Here is a 17590-nt window from a genome sequence, read left to right as displayed (position 1 = left end):
TGGCACTCTGGGGCCTGGCAGGGAAAAGCAATTTTATGAAAGATTCATCCTATCTCCTTGCAAGGAAAGAGGGAGTGTGCTATACTCACATCACTGCACCAGAGAAGGAGGTACGGCATGGCGGTACGGAAGAAAACGGATGATTCGGCCTATCGGGAACTGAAGCGGGAGATCGCTGAGGGGAACATCGGCAACCTCTATCTCTTTCATGGGGAAGAGGTCTATCTTCGGGACTATTACCTGGGAAAAATGAAGGAGAAGCTGCTTACCGGCGGACTGGACGATTTCAATTTTCACACTCTGGCGGCCAAGGATTTCTCCATCCACCGCCTTCAGGAGCTGGTGGACGCCATGCCCATGATGAGCGAGCGCACCCTGGTGGTGGTCTCCGACTACGATATCTATAAGGGAGATAAGGAGGCCATGGGGGACCTCCTGTCCGATCTGCCAGACTATGTGTGTCTGGTCTTTGTCTACGACCTCATCGAATACAAGGCGGACAACCGGGCCAAGCTGGCCCGCACCGTGAAGGAACTGGGGAAGATAGTGGACTTCGCCCGGCAGGACCAGGGGGATCTCACCGACTGGATCGCCCGCCGGTTCCGGGCCCTGGGCCACGACATCAGCACTGACGACGCCCGCTACCTCATCTTCCTCTGCGGAGATCTGATGACGGGGCTCATTTCCGAAATCGGCAAGATCGGCTCCTATGCCCGGGAAAAGCGTGTGACCCGGCGGGACATCGACGCGGTGGCCACTCCGCTGCTGGACGCGGTGGTCTTTCAGCTGACCGACGCCATCGCCGCGGGCGATTTCGACAAGGCCTTCTCCGTGCTGGGGGACCTGCTGCATATGCAGGAGCCGCCCATCAAGCTGCTGGCGGTACTGGGACGGCAGCTCCGGCAGCTCTACACCGCCCGTCTGGCCATCGAAAATGGGAAGGGGAGCCGCTGGCTCATGGAGCTGTGGGGGCTGCGCTCCTCCTATCCGGCGGAGAAGCTGATCCAGTCGGCCCGAAGGTTCTCCCTGCCCTGGTGCCGGAGGGCGGTGCTCCGGTGTGAGGAGACCGACCTGGCCATGAAGTCCACCGGGGCCGACGCCCAGGAGCTGCTCACCGGCTTCCTGCTGGAACTGGCGGCCAAGCGGGCGTCCTGACTGCGATTCGCGCGCGAACAGAAAGCGAGGTTCCTGGAGATGAATATTTTAATGGATCGTTTCGACCTTCCCGAAGAACTGGCTCAGGTGGTGGAGCACAGTCCAAGCGTCATCGTGCCGGAGAGCAAAGAAGTGCTCTTTGAGCTCATCTTCGGCAACAGCCGCACCGACAAGATCGATGTGAGCTATGAGGTGGACGGGGAACTGGTGCGGGAGGCCGGCGTGGTCCGCTGCCGGAACGGGGCGGTGGTGAATTTCGCGGAGGATTACATGCGCCGCCGGGACCCGGACAGTATGCGCCTGGCCGACTGCCTGCCAACCGACAAGCCCCGGTTTGAAGCGGTGTACGGCCGCCCCTTTGCCGAAGTCCGGAAGGAGACCATGCGGTGGCTCTCCACCCAGGAGCTGGTGCTGGTCCCCTTCAAGGCCGGAGGCTATGACTACGGCTACGAGGCGGCGCTGGTCTGTCCAAGGAACGCGGCCTTCTTTGCCTTTGCCCTCTCCCAGCTTCAGGCATTTGTGAATATCCGGGAGGTGAAGGCCTTTACCCCCCGGGCCATTATCTATGTGGCGCCCCCCTTCCGGCACACCTGCTTTGACGGCAGGCAGGTGGTGGTCCACAGCAGGGGAGAGGATCTTCACGAGATCTTTTCCTACAACCTTTATCCTGGTCCCTCTGCCAAAAAGGGCGTATACAGCGTGCTGCTGGACATCGGGGAGCGGGAGGGGTGGGTCACCGCCCACGCCTCCGCTGCCCGGATCATCACTCCCTATGAAAACGAGATGGTGATGATGCACGAGGGGGCCTCCGGCGGCGGCAAGAGCGAACTCTTGCAGGACGTCCGACGGGAGGAGGACGGCCGGGTGCTGGTGGGGCTGAACACCGTTACCGGCACCAGACACTACATCAGTATGAGCGACACCTGCACCATCGAGCCGGTCACCGACGACATGGCCCTCTGCCACCCCGGTTTTCAGCCCGCCAACGGAAAGCTGGCCCTGGCCGACGGAGAGGACGGGTGGTTTGTCCGGGTGGACGGCATCACCGAATACGGCTGCGACCCCACCTATGAGCGGATCTCCATCCACACCAGGGAGCCGCTGATCTTCTTCAACCTCCAGGGGGTGCCCAGGGCCACATGCCTTCTGTGGGAACACGCCCTGGACTCCGACGGGACCCCCTGCCCCAATCCTCGGGTCATCATCCCCCGCAGGATGATCGACCGGGTGGTGTCCGGCCCGGTCGAGGTGGACGTGCGCAGCTTCGGCGTGCGGATGCCCCCCGCCACGGCGGAGCATCCCAGCTACGGCATCGTAGGCCTGATGCACATCCTGCCCCCGGCCCTGGCCTGGCTGTGGCGGCTGGTGGCCCCCCGGGGCTACAACAACCCCAGCGTCAGCGGGGACGCCTCCCTGGCCAGCGAGGGAGTGGGTTCCTACTGGCCCTTTGCCACCGGGGAGCGGGTGAAGCAGGCCAACCTTCTGCTGGAGCAGATCCTGAACTGCCCCGCCACCCGCTACGTGCTCATTCCCAACCAGCATATCGGCATCTACCGGGTGGGCTTCTCCGCCGAGTGGATCGCCCGGGAGTATCTCGCCCGCCGGGGCGGGGTGAATATGCGTCTGGATCGATTGGTGCCCGCCCGCTGCCCCATTCTGGGCTACTCCCTCCGGGAGATGAAAGTGGACGGCCAGTATCTCTCCCCCAAATTTCTGCGGCCCGAGCTCCAGGAGCGGCTGGGGTTGGAGGGCTACGACACCGGCGCCCGCATCCTCACCGACTTTTTCACCCGGGAGCTGGCGGAGTATGATGTGCCGGAGCTCCATCCGGTGGGCCGTCAGATCCTGGACTGCTTCCGCCGGGGAGGCACGCTGGAGGACTACTGTGCCATTCTGCCCCTGGGACTGGAGTGAACCATGCTGCACATCAAAGAGGCCATCGTGGTGGAAGGCCGCTACGATAAAAATACGCTCTCCCAGCTGGTGGATGGGATCATTTTAGAGACCTCCGGCTTCGGGATCTTCAAAGACGAGCAGCAGCTCAGGCTGCTGCGCCGCATCGCCCGGGAGCGGGGGCTCATTGTCCTCACCGACTCCGACGGGGCGGGGTTTGTCATCCGAAATTTTCTCAAGGGGGCCATTGACCCGGCGCTGATCAAGCATGCCTACGTCCCAGACCGCTACGGCAAGGAGCGCCGGAAGCGGCAGCCGGGGAAGGAGGGCAAGCTGGGGGTGGAGGGGATGCCGCCCCAGGTACTGGAGCAGGCCCTCCGTCAGGCGGGGGCCACCTTCCTGGACGACCCGGGGGAGGGAGAACACCCCAGGCGGCAGATCACCAAGGGCGACCTGTTTGCCGCCGGACTCTCGGGCACTCCGGATTCCGCCGCCCGGCGAAAGGAACTGCTGGAGAGGCTTGATCTGCCGGAACATCTCACCGCCAACGCCCTGCTGGAGGCCCTCAATGTGTTTTACGGCTACGACGCTTTGGCGGAATTGGGCGTACTGTCCAAATAACGGGCGGGAAGGGGGGAGAACTTCTCCGCGCTTTTTTGCTGGATTTTCTTGCCTTTTCGGGCCGGGCGCGGTATGATGAGACCACAAAGGCAGAGTAGGGACCAGCGTGTCAAGCCCGGAAGGGCCAGTGCCGGCGGGACGGGGAGTTGTCCGCTGGACGAAAGGCGCGCGCCGCAGTGCTGGTCCCGCATCCCGCTGCCGCATACGAGGCGGCTAACGTTGAAATTCCTCCTCTGTGCGGTATCCCTTTAGGGGCTGCCGATGCACAGAAGGAGGAATTTTTATGCCAAAAACCGAAAACACCCGCAATCTCAGCCCTTTTTCCGCCGTCTATTGGCGCACCGCCGCAGCCGACTTCCGCAAACCACGCATGCTGGCGTTCGCGGCCCTGATGATCGCCGTCTGTGTGGCTCTGTCCTATGTGCCCTCCATCCACTTGGGGGACGGGGGTGTTCGGGTGACCTGGGGTTTCCTGGGCCGGAGCGTCTGCGGTATGGTGGGCGGGCCGGTGACCGCTCTGGTCTTCGGCTTTGCCGAGGACACAGTGTCTTTTTTGATTCATCCCACGGGCGCTTATTTTCCTGGCTATGCCCTCACCACCATGCTGGGGACCATGATCTATGCCCTGTTTCTTTACCGGGCCCGGCCTACGGTGGTACGGATCTTTCTGGCCAAGCTGGCTACCAACGCCCTCAACGTCGTCCTGGGCTCCGTGTGGAGCGCGGTGCTGTACAGCAAGGGGTATCTCTACTATATGACCGCCAGTCTTGTGAAGAACGTGGTGATGCTGCCGGTGCAGACTGCCATGCTTTGCTTCCTGCTGGCGGCCCTGCTGCCTCCCCTGAGCCGGACGGGGCTGATCCCCGGAGACATGGGGAATCGGCTGAGTCTGTACTGAGCGGAAGAGCTCCCGGGCGAAAACCCAGGGATCTTAGTGTCCTTTTGATAAGGATGTTTTTAGGGCATCACCGTTGAAAAGCGGTGATGCCCTAATTTGGCCTTATGCTCATAATCTCAAGTGCTTACGTGCATTATAATTAAATAATCATTTGGTTTCGTTTGTTATACAGCGTTCTATATCCAAAAAACAGGGAGCAGAACACAGAAACGCAAGTGACAGCCGTAATCGCAATGATGATAGCAATCTGATACAAAATTGCTGTTGTGGGGAGTGTGCCGGATAAAATTTGTCCTGTCATCATTCCCGGAAGCAAGATTACCCCCATGCCGAGCATGGAGTTGAGCGTGGGTAAAAGTGCCGTTTCCAGTGATGTATTAACAAACGGTGTCAGAATTTTTTGAGGCGTTACACCCAGATTTATAAGTGTATCAATTTTTCCCCGTTCTGTCTTAATGTTCTGGGTAAAGGTTTTAAGCCCAAGACTTACTCCTGTCATTGCGTTTCCCATTATCATACCGCTGATGGGAATGGTATATTGCGGATTGAAAAAGTTGACCTTCACAACCGCTGTGATGAAAAAGACTACGATTGCGAGTCCGGTTGTTACCAGCGACAAGGCGACAACACCCTTAAATCGTCTGTTAAGGTCCTTATTTCGTGACAATACCGTATAAACAGAGAATCCGCTCATCAAAACAAGATATCCAACTGTAAAAGGAGGGTGAGGATTCTTGAATATATAGGTCAGTACAAATCCGGCGAGCACAAGCTGCGCCGTCATTCTCATACTCGCAACAACGAGAAGCTTTGTCTGGTTGATTTTGCATTTTTTCATGATGGCAAGAACAACAAGGAGTAAAAGATAAATAAGTAAAAACTGCAATAGATTTAATTTTACGATTCCATTCATTTATCAGTCCTCCAAATTGATGATTGCATCAGCAAATTGCCGAACAAGCGAAGTGTTGTGTGAAATCGCAATAACGGTGATATCCCTTTTTGAGCAATATCTCAGAATATTTTCGAAAAGCTCAGTTGAGGTATTCTCATCCAGGGCACTTGTGGGTTCATCAAGTAAAAGCACCTTTGGCGCGAAGGAAAGACAGATAGAAATAAAGACGCGCTGCCGTTCTCCTCCCGACATGGTGGCGCAGTTTGTGCTGAGCTTAAAGTTTGCCGAACAAACAGCCAGGTAATCCTTTATAACATTGTCATCAGGAGAGGGAAGATCTCGATATGCGTAAAATTGTTTAAAGTTTTCTCTGATATCGCCATCAAACAGATAAACAGATTGACCGCAAAGCAAAACCTCCCGTCTAAGCTCTATCGAATCATATTCGGTAATTTCTTTTCCGCAGTATTGCAGGCTTCCGCTGTCAAAGGCTTCCACACCGTTCAGCAGCTTTAGCATTGTGCTTTTGCCGCAGCCGCTTTTTCCACATATAAAAGTTGTTTTTCCCTGCTCAATTTCTATATTGGGATAGGAAATAATGTCTTTGAATTTAACACCTTTAAGTGAAAATAAGGTCATGTTCTACACCTTGCTTGTTTTGTTATTTTATGATAAACTATGATAGCGAAAATCAATATCGAAATCCAATATTGAAAGTTTACCATAGGAGGGATAAAAATGCAAGAGTCGGTTCTAAGAAAATTATTTTTGGGTTTTATTCAGATACATATTTTGCACCATGCAAAAAATGAGCCGTTTTTTGGATCCTGGATGATTGAGGAGTTAAAAAAACACGGATATGAAATAAGTTCCGGAACAATTTATCCTATCTTGCACAATATGGAAAAATTAGGACTGCTTTATGTGGAGAATAAAACTTCGGGGGGAAAAGTACGAAAATATTATTCCATCACAAATGATGGTATTGAAGTGCTTGATAAAGCCAAAGAAAAGATAAGAGAACTTACCGATGAGATCATATAAATATCCTGCACCAGCTTTATTATAAGATGAGCAAATTATTGTTACAACCACAGCATGGCTGCGGCGAGATGCGCCATTGTGTGACGATCTTGTCGTGAGGTGTTCCAAACCCTCAAAGAGCAAAACGCGGCAGCTATGATGATTGTCATAGCTGCCGCGTTTGGAAACATCCTTGCTGGACTGTGGCATTGTCTGCCTCATTGATTTACTGTGGAAGGTGGGGCATACTTTCGGGATTGCTTGAAGCAATACATCTGCTGGTCAGCGTTGAAGATCGCCTCGCCAATGGTACCCGATTTTTTGTTGTAGGAGGCATATCCGATGGAAACCATGGGCAGGGACGGGTTTTCTTTGCGCATGAGGTTGATCTCACTGAGAAATTTTTGGTAGAGGGATTGGACGGTGTCCGTATCCACACAGTCGCTGATGACGCAGAACTCGTCGCCGCCGGTACGGAAACACAGGCCGTTTTTGGAGAATACATCTTTGATGCAGTTGGCGGTGGACTTGATGCAGAAATCTCCGAAGGGGTGGCCGTACCGGTCGTTGATGCATTTAAAGTTGTCGATGTCAAAAATGAAGAAGGTGACGTTTTTTCTGCCGCGGATTTTATTCAGGGATTCCTCATATGTGCGCCGGGTGAGAAGCCAGGTCAGGCCGTCGATCTGGTGGCGCAGCTCGCTGTAATAGACATAATAGAGGCATATGGACATGGAGATGCACAGCCAGGATACATGCAGGGAAGGCCGCAGCACCTGCACGGAAGTGCCGAGCAGCATGAACAGCAACAGGGCAAACAGGACAAAACGGTTGCTGTTTTGATACCGTTTGGAGGCATTGAGCGTTTGAAAGAACAGGTAGAGCGTACTCAGAGCATATGCGGCAGTGAACACCCAGAAGGATTCTCCGCGCTGATACACATTGTCCGCGCTCACCGTAAAAATAAAGGGAAATACGGTGGAGAGGAGGGATAAGATGAGGTTGATCAGGGCCGGCACACCAAACAACCAGTCCAACTTTTGAAATCGGTCGCTGATCATGCACCCAAGCAGGAGGGGGATGACTGGGGACATGGAAAATCCCGCCATATTTCCTATGACGCAGAGAAGCCGGTGGGTAGGGTGGGCACCGTCAAAATAAACGGTCAAAATCTCGGCGGCAATCACAAAGATAGTCACAAAAATAGAGAGCTGGAAAAAAAGCCGCTCTCTTTGATCGATTACATTACTTTTATGGATGATGTAGACCATAATCAACAGTGCAAGGATGTTGATCGTGGAGATAACTATGTAGAATTCCCTCATGATACGCTCCGCATTAAGATTCCCAATATTTCAACTGTTATTGATTTTATTTTACCAAACAACGGGTATTTTGTCATCTGTTTTTCCTACAAACCAAAAATATTTGCAGCGTGGGGGCAGCCGGACAGGCTGGATCCCCCAAAACCTTTCTATAAATGGATCTGTTGGAGCGAAGCTGAAAAGAAAACAGCCCCAGTTCAGGGGCGGAGTGTTAAAACATTGATTTCCAATATCCCATGCACAGGGAAACCGCTGCAATAACGTACAGGACAGCGACATGATAGTCGCGATTCCTGATGGAAACTGCCACATTTATAGCGCCGACGATCAGCGCAAGCATCATCATCAGGGGACCCGTAAACATACCGCACACAAACAGGTATTCGAGTATGGTGGCAACGGATACCGCAATAAACGCAATATTGGATGCTTTTTTCATGAGTTTACCCCCCTTCTTTGAAAGTATATCAGCAAGAGCCGGGAAAAGCAATGCCTTGCCCGCAATCCGGGCGGGCGGCGCAGAGGGGAGCGATCGCGACAAAGAAAAACCGCCCCTGGCCGGGGCGGTTTCACGGGTCAAGAGTGAGGGCTCTCAACGGAACTGTCTCCATTTAGGTCATGATAAACCTTCAGATCCGGTCCGCTGGTGCCGGCGATGATCGGTTTCGCGTGTGCTTTTCCGTGTTTTGCCTTGCCCTGGATCTCCGGCACGGGAGGAAGATCATTTCTGGGATGTGTGTGTGTCCAGTCCGGGCGGGCCATTCCTTTTTTAGCCATCAAATGTCCTCCAAATCAGCAGCCGGAATATCGTTTTCAAGATTGTCACGGGCAAGATCATTGTCAATTTCCGGGTAACTGTTAGAAATGGGTTTCTCTTTTTCCGTGCGGGGTTTCTTGGGCGGGGCTGCTTTTTTGATGCGGTCGCTCATACTGCGAATCACCTCGGTGGTAGATTTCCCGCAGCCATAATAAATTATGTGGTTCGAATCAACATTGATAAAAACAAAAACCTCTCCCCGCCGGTGAGGGTGGGGAGAGAATGTCAATCCAAAACGCAGATACAGTGGGAGGAAACACCCGATCTTACCGGGCACCTGTCTACCGGCAGGGGCAGTGTTTTTCAATGCGGGACGCGCTGATCTGCGGGGGCATGCTCAGGGTTGTGCGGGGGTTTTCCATATCGATTGCCTCCAAACAAAAAGAGCTCGCCATATCTTATTTTGAAAATGGAAACATATGAGGTTCGGAAAGCGTACGCGCCGCTTTCCGTGGAAGGCCGTTTCACAATAAAAATAGTGCGCCCCAAAAGGGGCGCACCGGAGCGGCTGATTTATCGACGGAAACAATCGCTGCAGTAGATGGGACGGTTGCCGCTGGGCTGGAAGGGAACTTTGCAGGGCTTGCCGCACTCGGAACACACGGCGTCGAACATCTCGCGTCTGCCGCTGTTTTCCCGGGAGCCGCCCTTCTTGGCATCGCGGCAGGGCTTGCACCGCTGAGGCTCGTTATTGAAGCCCTTCTCCGCAAAAAACTCCTGCTCACGGGCAGTAAAGGTGAATTCGTGGCCGCAGTCCTTGCAGACGATCGTCTTGTCTTGAAACATGTAATACCTCTTTTAAATTAGTTCGCCAAATGAGGCGATGGCTAAGTATATCCCTCCGGGTGGTATAAAGTCAAGGGAAAGTTTGTAAAAGAAACGAATTCAAATAAAGAAAGCCGATTGCGGCATAACAGGTATCGCTCCGGCGTCAAGGACAAACTGCAGGCCGCTGGGGGCACGGCGGAGGGAGAAGTGCGGATCAGTCAGGCCCGGCCCTCCTGAAGATCGGGTTTTCGCGTGCAGTTTTTGTGCGCGCTATTGCTTCTCTGTGTTTGCATAAGCAACACTGCAAACGACTGTGAGCGTAAAAAATCCCCGGAACCTTACGGCTCCGGGGATTCTTTTTTTGTCGGGTGTTGACAGAAAAGATGCAGGCGCAAATTTCTGTGTTTTAGAAGGCTTTATAGACTTCGATTCTAAAACTATCGTCTCGTAGTTCCCCCTGCATTCTTCACTGGTTATTAATAAATATCAATATATGTAGCATACGGAGATTCAAGCCACTTTTGAATTGCATTAAAAATCCTGTTAATAAATTCGGTATCTGCGGCGGCCTGTGACCCAACATAACCATTACCTGCATCATAAGTTTCAAATCGGCATGCAATTTCATCAAGACAATCCGCACCTACAACGCTGGATAGAAAAATTTCACGATTTTTAGTAATACGGATCTGATTACTGTGTGAGTCATCTCCAGAGGCAATCAAATCACGCAATTGCTCAATTGTCAACGTATCCACATTGTACCGCATAATGTAACCTCCCTTTTAACATTCTTGTATTATAACAGGGTAATTATATGCCCAAATTAAGTATATGTTCGATTACAAGAAATGTCAATTTTAATTATTCCATTAAATAAAAATAGAGACGTATCGACTATCGGTACGCCTCTATTTTTTATTTCAAGCAGATGATTTGCTCATATATCATCACAAATTTCTTTTCCGCCACCACGTTTTCATGGTAGTGTCCGAAGAACCAGTATTTAAACTGGCAGCGTTCCCGGACTTCATCGAAAAAGTCCGTCAGGGCATCCTGCTGGTACAGTCCGCCGCTGAATGCATTCTGGATGCTGCTGGGGCAGCAATGGGTAATGATGTAATCTACATCCCACCTTGCCTGATTCAGCGTTTTCCTTGCAGTTTCGTATTCATCCACGCTGGGCAGTTCCTCTTTCCACCATGACCTGTGGTTGACGCGGAACAGCGCGCCTGCGGCGTTGAGCTGCCGCAGCTTTCGCTCATAGTCCGGATTATCCGGTTCCAGAATGCCGTCCCGGATATCGTGGCTGCTGGCGCCGCCCATGGTGAAGATGCGCTTTCCGCAGATCTCATAGATCTGCCCCCGCATCAGATGCAGGACACCGGGACGGATCGTCTGCACCTGTCCGCCGTGCCATTCGCACATCGGGTAGTTCCGCAGGAGGTCATAGTTTTCGTGATTACCGTCCACAAACAGGGTGGTAAAGGGCCTGTCCGCCAGCCAGTCCAGCCATTGTTGTTCAGTGTCGCTGCCATCCCAGATACCGCCAAAGTCCCCGCAGATGATCACATAATCCTCTTTGGTCAAGCGTTCCTGTTCCCGGAAGACCTCCGGGCGGAGGCGGCTGAAGTCGCCGTGCGTATCGCCTGTGAGAAAAATTGCCATTGGTTTCATCCCCATTTCTTTTTATAATTCCTGTTCCAGCACTTCGTCTGAGTCTCTGAAGTGGATGCGGATGGTTTCCGCGTCCTCCACCGTGATCTTTTGGATGACCTGCCGGACGAGCTCATTGTCAAATTCCGTGTAGCCCGCGGCGCATTCCATGATACTGTCCCACATCTGCCGGCGTCTGGCAGCCTGCTCTTCCAGATCAGCCTCTGCCTGCTGCGCGTCCGCGATCTGCGCCTTAAGGGCTTCCTTCTCATCCGTCAGAGCTTTCATCCTGGCGTTCAATTCCGCATCGGCCATGTTTGCCAGCAATCGATCCAACACATCAGACTGTTCCTGGCTGACCTCATCCATGCGCTTTTTCAGTTCCAGCAGCATTGCTCCAGCCTGCGACATGGCCCTTTTGGCTTCCTCTACCATGGCCAGTACATCCGGGCAAACCTCCTGTCGGATAGCCGCATACTCGTTCATGGCGGCGAGGATGGCGTTGTGGAGTCTGCTCTCATCCAGCGTCGGGGAGTTATGACAGTATTTGGTACCAAATTCCAGCCGGGAGACACATCTCCACACGATGCGCTTCTTGCCATTTCTGGCCCAAGTCACCCGCTTGTAGGGGGAGCCACACTCGCCGCACATCAACAATTCTGTCAGAGCGTATTTGCCGGAGTATTTCCCAAGTTCCGTTTTTCCGCTCTTTTGCAGCACCTTCCGTTTGCTGGACCGGCGCGTCATCTCCTGCTGCACCTGATTGAACAGGTCCCTTGCGACAATGGCCGGGTGGCTGTTCTCCACATAGTACATCGTGCGTTCACCACGGTTCTTTTTGACCTTTTTGGTGATGCAGTCCGTCACATAGGTTTTCTGCAGCAGGGCGTCTCCAATGTACTTTTCATTGGTCAGGATATTGTGGATGATGGAGGGAGACCAGCGCTCTACACCCTGTGCGGTGGGAACACCGTCCTCCTCCAGCTCACGCTTGATCTTTCCCAGGGTGCAGCCGTCCAGATACCTGTGGTAAATGCGGCGGATGATCTCCGCTTCCTCCGGTACGATCTCCGGCTGTCCGTCCGCCCCCTTCCGGTATCCCAGCATCTTCTTGTACTGGAAGGTGACCTTTCCCGCCTCCGCGCTCTTCTGCTTTCCCCACGCGACATTCTTGCTGAGAGACTCGGATTCCGCCTGGGCGAAGCCGCTGAACAGGGTGATGAGAAATTCGCTGGATTCCGTGAGGGTGTTGATGTTTTCCTTCTCGAAGTACACTCCAATGCCGTTTGCTTTCAGGAGCCGCACCGTATCCAGGCAATCCACCGTGTTTCTGGCAAAGCGGGAGAGGGACTTGGTGATGATGAGGTCGATGTGTCCCCGCTTGCAGGCGGTGATCATCTTGTTGAACTGCGTCCGTTTTTTCAGGCTGGTGCCGGAGATGCCCTCATCGGCATAGATCCCTGCCATCTCCCAATCCGGGCTGTCCTGGATTTTCTGGGTGTAGTAGGTCTTTTGCGCCTCATAGCTGTTGAGCTGCTCTTCACTGTCCGTCGAGACGCGACAGTAGGCCGCTACGCGCATTTTCCCGTCATGGTCTCTATGCAGTTCTTCTGGTTTTCTGGTTGCAGGGATCACCCGTACCCGCCGCTCTAAGGTGGCTGCTGTCGCTTCCATGGATCATTCGTCCTTTCCTGTCGCTTTTTTATCCGTAAATATAAGAGTTACTTCGGCATCCTGTGAGATGGTGATATGGGAGACTGTCTGGCGGAAGCGTTTCCAGTCCGTATCTGTCAGCCGCTCCGCCCCCTCAGATTCGGCGGCCAGCTCCGGACAGCAGGCATACCGTGCTGCCGCACCCTGCAGGATCAGCGCCATCACCGCTTCCGGCGAGTCTGGCTGCTCCAGCCCCCGGTTGATGGCATTGTCCAGCCGCATGACCTCCGCAGAGGGCGTGTAGGCGGTGCAGCTGGGCTGTTCATGGTCCCGGAACTGACGGACGGTCCCGTTTACCGTCGCATCCATGTCCATGACCGCGGTATTCCCGCAGCCTTCGCATCTCAGATACAGCTTGCCGCTGTTCTGCCAGCCGCCGCCCAGCCGGGTCATCTTCCCGCCGCAGGTGCAGCGGAAGTATGGAGTCAACCGCGCAATGGCAGGCTTCTCTCCGTGGGACTGCTTCCTGGCATTCTTTTCCGCCGTCTTTTCCTGCGCCGCTTGGAAAATATCCGCTTCCACCAGTATGGGGTATCCCTCCTTACCGGTGTAACGGGGATTTTCCAAAAGGCGCTTTACCTTATGCTTGTTCCAGAGCGGCACTTCCCGGCAATACGGAATACCCTGCCGGTTCAAGGCGTCCGAGATGGCCTGATAGGAAGCCCCGGCGTTATAGAGCGTAAAGACCATACTGACGGCCCGCTGCTCCTCCGGCACGATTTCCAACGTGCCGTTTTGGATCTGATACCCGTATAACACCTTGCGGTTGATCATCTTGCCGCCACCTCCCATTGTTCTGTCAGCTCCAAGCCTCCGTAAAGCCGGAAGCGGATACGGTTTTGAGACTCTGCAATGATCTTCTCCACCAGACGTTCGAACAGCTCTTCATCGAAGCCGTCCAGCCGTTCCGGTCCGTTGAGAAGCGTCTGCTCCACCTTGCGGAGCGCATCCATCGTTTCGTCTATCGCTTTGTTCTCTGTCAGCCTGCGCCGTTCTCCGCGAAGCTGCGCCAGTCTGGCGCTGATGGCATTCATGCGGGCGGCGCAGATATCCGCGTCCAGCAGGCCACTGGCCCGCAGGGTGCTGATCTTGTGGCTTTCTTCTGTTGCTTCCGCGATGGCCCGGTTGATGGTCAGCAACTGCGGATGATTCTGCCGCAGGATCGTGTCCAGCGTGTTCAGCTGCCGGAGGGCCGGGGCCAGAATGATGTCCGCGTTGCTTTTGAGCCTGTGGTACATCCGCAGGAAGGCGGCATGGATCTCCGCTTCCGGGATGCGTCCTACAGGGCAGTCCGCGGCGTGGCGGTCGTGGGTTCGGCAGACCCATGTCACATATCCGCTCTGGCTGCTTCGGCGCTGAAACACCGTCCCGCAGTTCCCGCAAACGATTTTTAAGGCAAGAGGGCTTTTTTCTCTGCGCTTTTTCTCTTTCTGCGCTTTCTTTTGCAGCAGTGCCTGCACCCGCTCAAAGGTGTCCCGGTCGATGATAGCTGGATGGGAGTTCTCCGTGTAGTATTGCAGGCGTTCCCCGTGATTTCGTTTCTGCACGAAGGGAAAGCCGCAGCTGTAGGATTTCTGGCTCAGAGCGTCTCCAATGTACTTTTCATTGGTCAACAGGTATCGAACCCCCGTTTCTCTCCAGCATTCCGCGCCGGACTGGGAGGGGATGCCTTTCGCCGTCAGCTGCTCCGCGATCCATCCGGAGCTGCGCCCCTTGAGGTATGCGTCGAAGATCCAGCGCACCGTGGCGGCTTCCTCCGGGACGATCTCAAGGTCTTTCTTATTTACGATTCGGTATCCGTAAGGGGCGGTGCAGGTGATAAATTCCCCACGCTCCATCCGCCGCTGATAGCTCATCTTCTGATTGGCGGAGATGGAGATGGATTCTTGCTGGGCAAGAGAACCGGAAACGCTCACCATCAGTTCGGTGGTGAGCGTTTTCGTGTCGATATTTTCTTTTTCAAACCGGACGCTGACGCCCATGGCGGATAACTCCCGCAGGGCGGACAGGCAGTCTCTGGTATTCCGGGCGAAGCGGGATACGGACTTCACCAGAATGCGATCGATCTTGCCCTTCCGGCAGTCCCGCATCATGCAGTTGAAGTCATCCCGCTGGTCCATCCGGGTGCCGGTCAGCCCTTCGTCGGCATACACATCCACCAGCTCCCAGCCGTCATGCCGGGCAATCTCTTCCGTATAACTGCGGATCTGGGCGGCGTAGGAATGAAGCTGATCTCTGGAGTCCGAGCTGACCCTGCAGTAGGCCGCCACCCGCAGATGTTCCGCTTCCCGCGTCTGCGGCGCGATGATTTTTACCTGTGCCATGGTTTTCACTTCCCTGTATCTTTTTTGTCAACACACAAGCTACCACACGATCCGCAGAATATCCAGAACTATTCCCAAACAGTCTGCGGGGTGTATTTTTCTCCGGCCAGCCTTTTGGCATAGACCAGCTCTTCCGCGCTCAGCAGGCCGATTTCCGCCAGATGCTCCAGCATCCTGACTGCCAGCCGATACTGCAATTCTTTCTTTGCGTCGATCATCTTTCTACCTCAAAATAGCTCTCCGGCTTTTTCTCCCGCAGAAACCTTGTCACTTCCCGCAGGCTGCCGGTCCTCCGCATTTCCGGCAATGCCTCACTCACAGCCTGGGCGTATCTGCGCCCACGGCAGGCCCGTTCATCCAGAATGGCGATGACGCAGGTATCGCTCTCCGTGCGGATGGCCCGTCCAAAGCCCTGACGCAGCTTGATCTGCATCTCCGGTACAGCTACCTCACGGATGAATGCGCGAAGGGAAGAATACTTCTCCAATTCCCGCTCCTTCCGTGCGTCCGGATAGGCGAAGGGCAGGCGGGGGATCACCAGCAGGGATACGCAGTCGCCGGGGAAATCGAAGCCCTCCCATGCCGCGCCGGTGGCCAGCAGCACCGCTCCCGGCGTGTGCCGGAATTGTTCAATGATGTGGGGCGCGTTGCGGCCCAGCGTCAGCAGTGGGAATGGAAGGGATGCCTCCCGCAGCCGCTCCTTCACAGCCGACATGGCTGCATAGGAGGTAAAGAGCACCAGCGCATGACCGGAAGCTGCGTTAATGAGTCCGACGAGTTCGGCAGTCAGCTCATCAAAGTACACATCCGTATTCTCCGCTCTCTGGCGGGGCGGGATTTGCGGAAGGTAGAGCAGGCAGTTGTTCCGGTAGTCAAAGGGGGATGGAGAAACGGATTCCATAACGCGGTGCTCTTTCTCCAATCCTGCCTGTGTTTTGAAACGGCGGAAATCACTGCCCACCGCCATGGTGCCGGAGGTCAGGACAAACGCCTGATCCGGCTGCCACAGGATTTTTTTCATCCGCTGCGTGATATCGCCGGCTGTGGCGCACAGCATGGCGCCGCCTGTGCTGACATCTTCGGCAGTGTAAAAAATCATATCTGTCTGGGTACTGGTGAATAGCCTGACCGCGTCCAGCACCGTATTCAGCTGGCGGCTTCCCAGCGGGGAGAGCAGGCTGCCGATCTGCCGCTGGATGATGGGCAGCGTGCAGGATGGCGCGGTCAGCAAGCACAAATAGGCTTCCACCGGCTCCGCTTCCTCTCTGGGCTGCGCCAGCTTGCGCAGCAAAGGGCCGGTGCTGTCCTCCAGCATTTCTGCCGCCAGTAAGTACCGTTCCTCTTTTAGCTGAAGGATAAGGTTTCGTATCTCTTCTACGGTCAGCGTCACACCCAGCATCTGCTGTGCGGTTTCCGGGAGCTTATGGGCTTCATCCACGATGATGATACTGTGCTCCGGGAAGATGGGGCGTTTTCCCTCGCTACGGTGGATGGCGTCTGCCACCAGCAGATTATGATTGCAGATTTGAAACAGGAATTGACCTTTGTCGCAGGTCTTGAGAAACCGCTGATAGCGGCAGTCCCTCTTCTTGCAGTTGCAGACCTGCGGTACGCAGACACGCTCCCGGTCATAGCCGCTGAGATGAGAAACTCTGTCCATGTCCAGCGTTTCCTTAAGAGTTCGGAGCGCTGCCAACGCTTCCGGATTTTTCTTTGCAGGATATACCTGACGCAGCCGCCTGTCCAGCCGCTCGTCGCAGACATAATGGCTTTTGCCTTTGCGGATGACCGCTTTCAGTGGCTTGGTAAGAATCTCGTCCGCCATTAGGACGCAGGACAGCAGCGGCAGATACTCCGTCAGCACCGCGTTTTGCAGCGCGATACTGGAAGTGGAAATGATGATGGGGCGGGCGATCTGCCCTGTCGGGAAAGCAGACGCTGCCGTGGCAGCCGCCAGATAAGCGTAGGTCTTGCCGATGCCCGTCCCGGCATCGCACAGGGCGATCCTCCCGTCCTGCATGGCGTCCAGCATCCGATGGCTCAATTGGATCTGCTCCGGGCGCTGTGCCATACCGTGGGAGGGAAGAAGGTCCTGAAAAATATGGTCGATCAGTTTATGGGCTTTCAGCCTGTTATCGTTGGTATTCATCCGATAATTTCCTCTTTTCTGTCATGCTTTGTTTTCGTTTCCACCGTATTTGCAGCGCGCGCCCCGGTGGGAAAAGGGAACAATACGGACAAGGTCCGGCAAGACCTTCACGGGCGTATTTCCGGGATCTCTACTGCTTTCAATCCCGGAGCAGCCCAGCCTCTTCATGCTGGCCAGTGCATTGTGTCTCATTATCTGCCCGAACAGCGTCTCTGCGGGCGGCGCTGCCAACGCCGCCCCTGCGCAGGTAAAATCGCTCGCCGCGGGAAGCTGCAAGGCTTCCCGCGGGTCGTGGCGCACACTGCGCGGATCGCTCTTCTGTCCGGGTGGTTATCCGTATTGCTGGTATGCAA

General features: G+C 54.7%; 21 protein-coding genes and 1 riboswitch. Of the genes, 7 read left to right on the top strand and 14 right to left on the bottom strand.

The window, feature by feature from the left end:
- Nucleotides 1-117 precede the first annotated feature (117 nt).
- The 4 genes from holA to ACQRD3_RS02820 all read left to right on the top strand — a co-directional run bounded on the left by holA (nucleotide 118) and on the right by ACQRD3_RS02820 (nucleotide 4567).
- A complete protein-coding gene (holA, locus tag ACQRD3_RS02835; RefSeq protein WP_080908479.1) occupies nucleotides 118-1155 on the top strand; it encodes a DNA polymerase III subunit delta in 1038 nt (345 codons plus the stop codon).
- A gap of 51 nt (nucleotides 1156-1206) precedes the next feature.
- A complete protein-coding gene (locus ACQRD3_RS02830; protein WP_427779711.1) occupies nucleotides 1207-3069 on the top strand; it encodes a DUF4914 family protein in 1863 nt (620 codons plus the stop codon).
- Nucleotides 3070-3072: 3 nt separating this feature from the next.
- Nucleotides 3073-3669 carry a DUF4093 domain-containing protein gene (locus tag ACQRD3_RS02825; RefSeq protein WP_080908477.1) on the top strand — a complete coding sequence of 199 codons (597 nt, stop codon included), beginning with the start codon at nucleotides 3073-3075 and terminating at the stop codon, nucleotides 3667-3669.
- An 88-nt stretch (nucleotides 3670-3757) separates the two neighbouring features.
- A riboswitch (THF riboswitch) is annotated at nucleotides 3758-3869 on the top strand.
- An 83-nt stretch (nucleotides 3870-3952) separates the two neighbouring features.
- Entirely contained in the window at nucleotides 3953-4567 is a 615-nt protein-coding gene (locus ACQRD3_RS02820) for a folate family ECF transporter S component (protein ID WP_427779709.1), read from the top strand.
- 139 nt (nucleotides 4568-4706) lie between these two features.
- Here the strand turns inward: ACQRD3_RS02820 and ACQRD3_RS02815 are convergent, their stop codons facing one another.
- The gene (locus ACQRD3_RS02815; RefSeq protein WP_427779707.1) at nucleotides 4707-5480 is read right to left on the bottom strand and encodes an ABC transporter permease; all 774 of its coding nucleotides are present in this window, start codon (nucleotides 5478-5480) and stop codon (nucleotides 4707-4709) included.
- A 3-nt stretch (nucleotides 5481-5483) separates the two neighbouring features.
- Nucleotides 5484-6101 carry an ABC transporter ATP-binding protein gene (locus ACQRD3_RS02810; RefSeq protein WP_427779705.1) on the bottom strand — a complete coding sequence of 206 codons (618 nt, stop codon included), beginning with the start codon at nucleotides 6099-6101 and terminating at the stop codon, nucleotides 5484-5486.
- Between the two features lie 99 nt (nucleotides 6102-6200).
- Here ACQRD3_RS02810 and ACQRD3_RS02805 point away from each other — a divergent pair, with 99 nt between their 5' ends.
- Nucleotides 6201-6506 (top strand): PadR family transcriptional regulator, encoded by a 306-nt coding sequence (locus ACQRD3_RS02805; RefSeq protein ID WP_080908473.1) that lies wholly within the window; start codon nucleotides 6201-6203, stop codon nucleotides 6504-6506.
- Between the two features lie 197 nt (nucleotides 6507-6703).
- Here ACQRD3_RS02805 and ACQRD3_RS02800 read toward each other — a convergent pair whose 3' ends face one another.
- Nucleotides 6704-7684, bottom strand: coding sequence for a GGDEF domain-containing protein (locus tag ACQRD3_RS02800; protein ID WP_427779702.1), 981 nt, complete (start codon nucleotides 7682-7684; stop codon nucleotides 6704-6706).
- 33 nt (nucleotides 7685-7717) lie between these two features.
- Here ACQRD3_RS02800 and ACQRD3_RS02795 point away from each other — a divergent pair, with 33 nt between their 5' ends.
- Nucleotides 7718-8071, top strand: a complete 354-nt coding sequence (locus ACQRD3_RS02795; RefSeq protein WP_427779700.1) for a hypothetical protein — start codon at nucleotides 7718-7720, stop codon at nucleotides 8069-8071.
- Here the strand turns inward: ACQRD3_RS02795 and ACQRD3_RS02790 are convergent.
- The 11 genes from ACQRD3_RS02790 to ACQRD3_RS02740 all read right to left on the bottom strand — a co-directional run bounded on the left by ACQRD3_RS02790 (nucleotide 8022) and on the right by ACQRD3_RS02740 (nucleotide 17237).
- On the bottom strand, nucleotides 8022-8390 hold the full coding sequence (locus ACQRD3_RS02790) for a hypothetical protein (protein WP_080908471.1): 369 nt from the start codon (nucleotides 8388-8390) through the stop codon (nucleotides 8022-8024). The genes ACQRD3_RS02795 and ACQRD3_RS02790 overlap by 50 nt on opposite strands.
- Nucleotides 8387-8587 carry a hypothetical protein gene (locus ACQRD3_RS02785; RefSeq protein WP_427779698.1) on the bottom strand — a complete coding sequence of 67 codons (201 nt, stop codon included), beginning with the start codon at nucleotides 8585-8587 and terminating at the stop codon, nucleotides 8387-8389. Before ACQRD3_RS02785 ends, ACQRD3_RS02790 begins: the two co-directional genes overlap by 4 nt.
- On the bottom strand, nucleotides 8587-8739 hold the full coding sequence (locus tag ACQRD3_RS02780; protein WP_198933319.1) for a hypothetical protein: 153 nt from the start codon (nucleotides 8737-8739) through the stop codon (nucleotides 8587-8589). The genes ACQRD3_RS02785 and ACQRD3_RS02780 overlap by 1 nt, the downstream gene beginning before the upstream one ends.
- A 401-nt stretch (nucleotides 8740-9140) precedes the next feature.
- Nucleotides 9141-9413: a zinc-ribbon domain containing protein gene (locus ACQRD3_RS02775; protein WP_080908469.1), complete on the bottom strand. Its 273-nt coding sequence runs from the start codon at nucleotides 9411-9413 to the stop codon at nucleotides 9141-9143.
- Between the two features lie 458 nt (nucleotides 9414-9871).
- The gene (locus ACQRD3_RS02770) at nucleotides 9872-10165 is read right to left on the bottom strand and encodes a hypothetical protein (protein WP_427779695.1); all 294 of its coding nucleotides are present in this window, start codon (nucleotides 10163-10165) and stop codon (nucleotides 9872-9874) included.
- A 148-nt stretch (nucleotides 10166-10313) separates the two neighbouring features.
- Complete coding sequence (locus ACQRD3_RS02765) at nucleotides 10314-11063, bottom strand: metallophosphoesterase family protein (RefSeq protein WP_427779693.1); 750 nt, start codon at nucleotides 11061-11063, stop codon at nucleotides 10314-10316.
- Nucleotides 11064-11084: 21 nt separating this feature from the next.
- Complete coding sequence (locus ACQRD3_RS02760) at nucleotides 11085-12725, bottom strand: recombinase family protein (protein ID WP_427779691.1); 1641 nt, start codon at nucleotides 12723-12725, stop codon at nucleotides 11085-11087.
- 3 nt (nucleotides 12726-12728) lie between these two features.
- Nucleotides 12729-13538 (bottom strand): recombinase family protein, encoded by an 810-nt coding sequence (locus ACQRD3_RS02755; RefSeq protein ID WP_427779689.1) that lies wholly within the window; start codon nucleotides 13536-13538, stop codon nucleotides 12729-12731.
- A complete protein-coding gene (locus ACQRD3_RS02750) occupies nucleotides 13535-15088 on the bottom strand; it encodes a recombinase family protein (protein ID WP_427779687.1) in 1554 nt (517 codons plus the stop codon). Before ACQRD3_RS02750 ends, ACQRD3_RS02755 begins: the two co-directional genes overlap by 4 nt.
- Nucleotides 15089-15156: 68 nt before the next feature.
- On the bottom strand, nucleotides 15157-15306 hold the full coding sequence (locus ACQRD3_RS02745; RefSeq protein WP_165366594.1) for a hypothetical protein: 150 nt from the start codon (nucleotides 15304-15306) through the stop codon (nucleotides 15157-15159).
- A complete protein-coding gene (locus ACQRD3_RS02740; protein WP_427779684.1) occupies nucleotides 15303-17237 on the bottom strand; it encodes an ATP-dependent DNA helicase in 1935 nt (644 codons plus the stop codon). Before ACQRD3_RS02740 ends, ACQRD3_RS02745 begins: the two co-directional genes overlap by 4 nt.
- Here ACQRD3_RS02740 and ACQRD3_RS02735 point away from each other — a divergent pair.
- Nucleotides 17190-17590 (top strand): hypothetical protein (locus ACQRD3_RS02735; RefSeq protein ID WP_427779682.1); only part of this gene is annotated, 401 nt, incomplete at its 3' end. The genes ACQRD3_RS02740 and ACQRD3_RS02735 overlap by 48 nt on opposite strands.

Source organism: Candidatus Pseudoscillospira sp. SGI.172, from assembly GCF_050313575.1.
In the GTDB taxonomy this organism is placed as follows: domain Bacteria; phylum Bacillota; class Clostridia; order Oscillospirales; family Oscillospiraceae; genus Vermiculatibacterium.
Note: the sequence above shows the minus strand (reverse complement) of the source record. Positions and strands in the feature narration are given on the sequence as shown.

Coding starts and splice junctions, on each gene's coding strand:
- holA (WP_080908479.1), top strand. CDS start 118: ATGGCGGTACGGAAGAAAACGGATGATTCGGCCTATCGGGAACTGAAG.
- ACQRD3_RS02830 (WP_427779711.1), top strand. CDS start 1,207: ATGGATCGTTTCGACCTTCCCGAAGAACTGGCTCAGGTGGTGGAGCAC.
- ACQRD3_RS02825 (WP_080908477.1), top strand. CDS start 3,073: ATGCTGCACATCAAAGAGGCCATCGTGGTGGAAGGCCGCTACGATAAA.
- ACQRD3_RS02820 (WP_427779709.1), top strand. CDS start 3,953: ATGCCAAAAACCGAAAACACCCGCAATCTCAGCCCTTTTTCCGCCGTC.
- ACQRD3_RS02815 (WP_427779707.1), bottom strand. CDS start 5,480: ATGAATGGAATCGTAAAATTAAATCTATTGCAGTTTTTACTTATTTAT.
- ACQRD3_RS02810 (WP_427779705.1), bottom strand. CDS start 6,101: ATGACCTTATTTTCACTTAAAGGTGTTAAATTCAAAGACATTATTTCC.
- ACQRD3_RS02805 (WP_080908473.1), top strand. CDS start 6,201: ATGCAAGAGTCGGTTCTAAGAAAATTATTTTTGGGTTTTATTCAGATA.
- ACQRD3_RS02785 (WP_427779698.1), bottom strand. CDS start 8,587: ATGGCTAAAAAAGGAATGGCCCGCCCGGACTGGACACACACACATCCC.
- ACQRD3_RS02780 (WP_198933319.1), bottom strand. CDS start 8,739: ATGAGCGACCGCATCAAAAAAGCAGCCCCGCCCAAGAAACCCCGCACG.
- ACQRD3_RS02775 (WP_080908469.1), bottom strand. CDS start 9,413: ATGTTTCAAGACAAGACGATCGTCTGCAAGGACTGCGGCCACGAATTC.
- ACQRD3_RS02770 (WP_427779695.1), bottom strand. CDS start 10,165: ATGCGGTACAATGTGGATACGTTGACAATTGAGCAATTGCGTGATTTG.
- ACQRD3_RS02765 (WP_427779693.1), bottom strand. CDS start 11,063: ATGGCAATTTTTCTCACAGGCGATACGCACGGCGACTTCAGCCGCCTC.
- ACQRD3_RS02760 (WP_427779691.1), bottom strand. CDS start 12,725: ATGGAAGCGACAGCAGCCACCTTAGAGCGGCGGGTACGGGTGATCCCT.
- ACQRD3_RS02755 (WP_427779689.1), bottom strand. CDS start 13,538: ATGATCAACCGCAAGGTGTTATACGGGTATCAGATCCAAAACGGCACG.
- ACQRD3_RS02750 (WP_427779687.1), bottom strand. CDS start 15,088: ATGGCACAGGTAAAAATCATCGCGCCGCAGACGCGGGAAGCGGAACAT.
- ACQRD3_RS02745 (WP_165366594.1), bottom strand. CDS start 15,306: ATGATCGACGCAAAGAAAGAATTGCAGTATCGGCTGGCAGTCAGGATG.
- ACQRD3_RS02740 (WP_427779684.1), bottom strand. CDS start 17,237: ATGAATACCAACGATAACAGGCTGAAAGCCCATAAACTGATCGACCAT.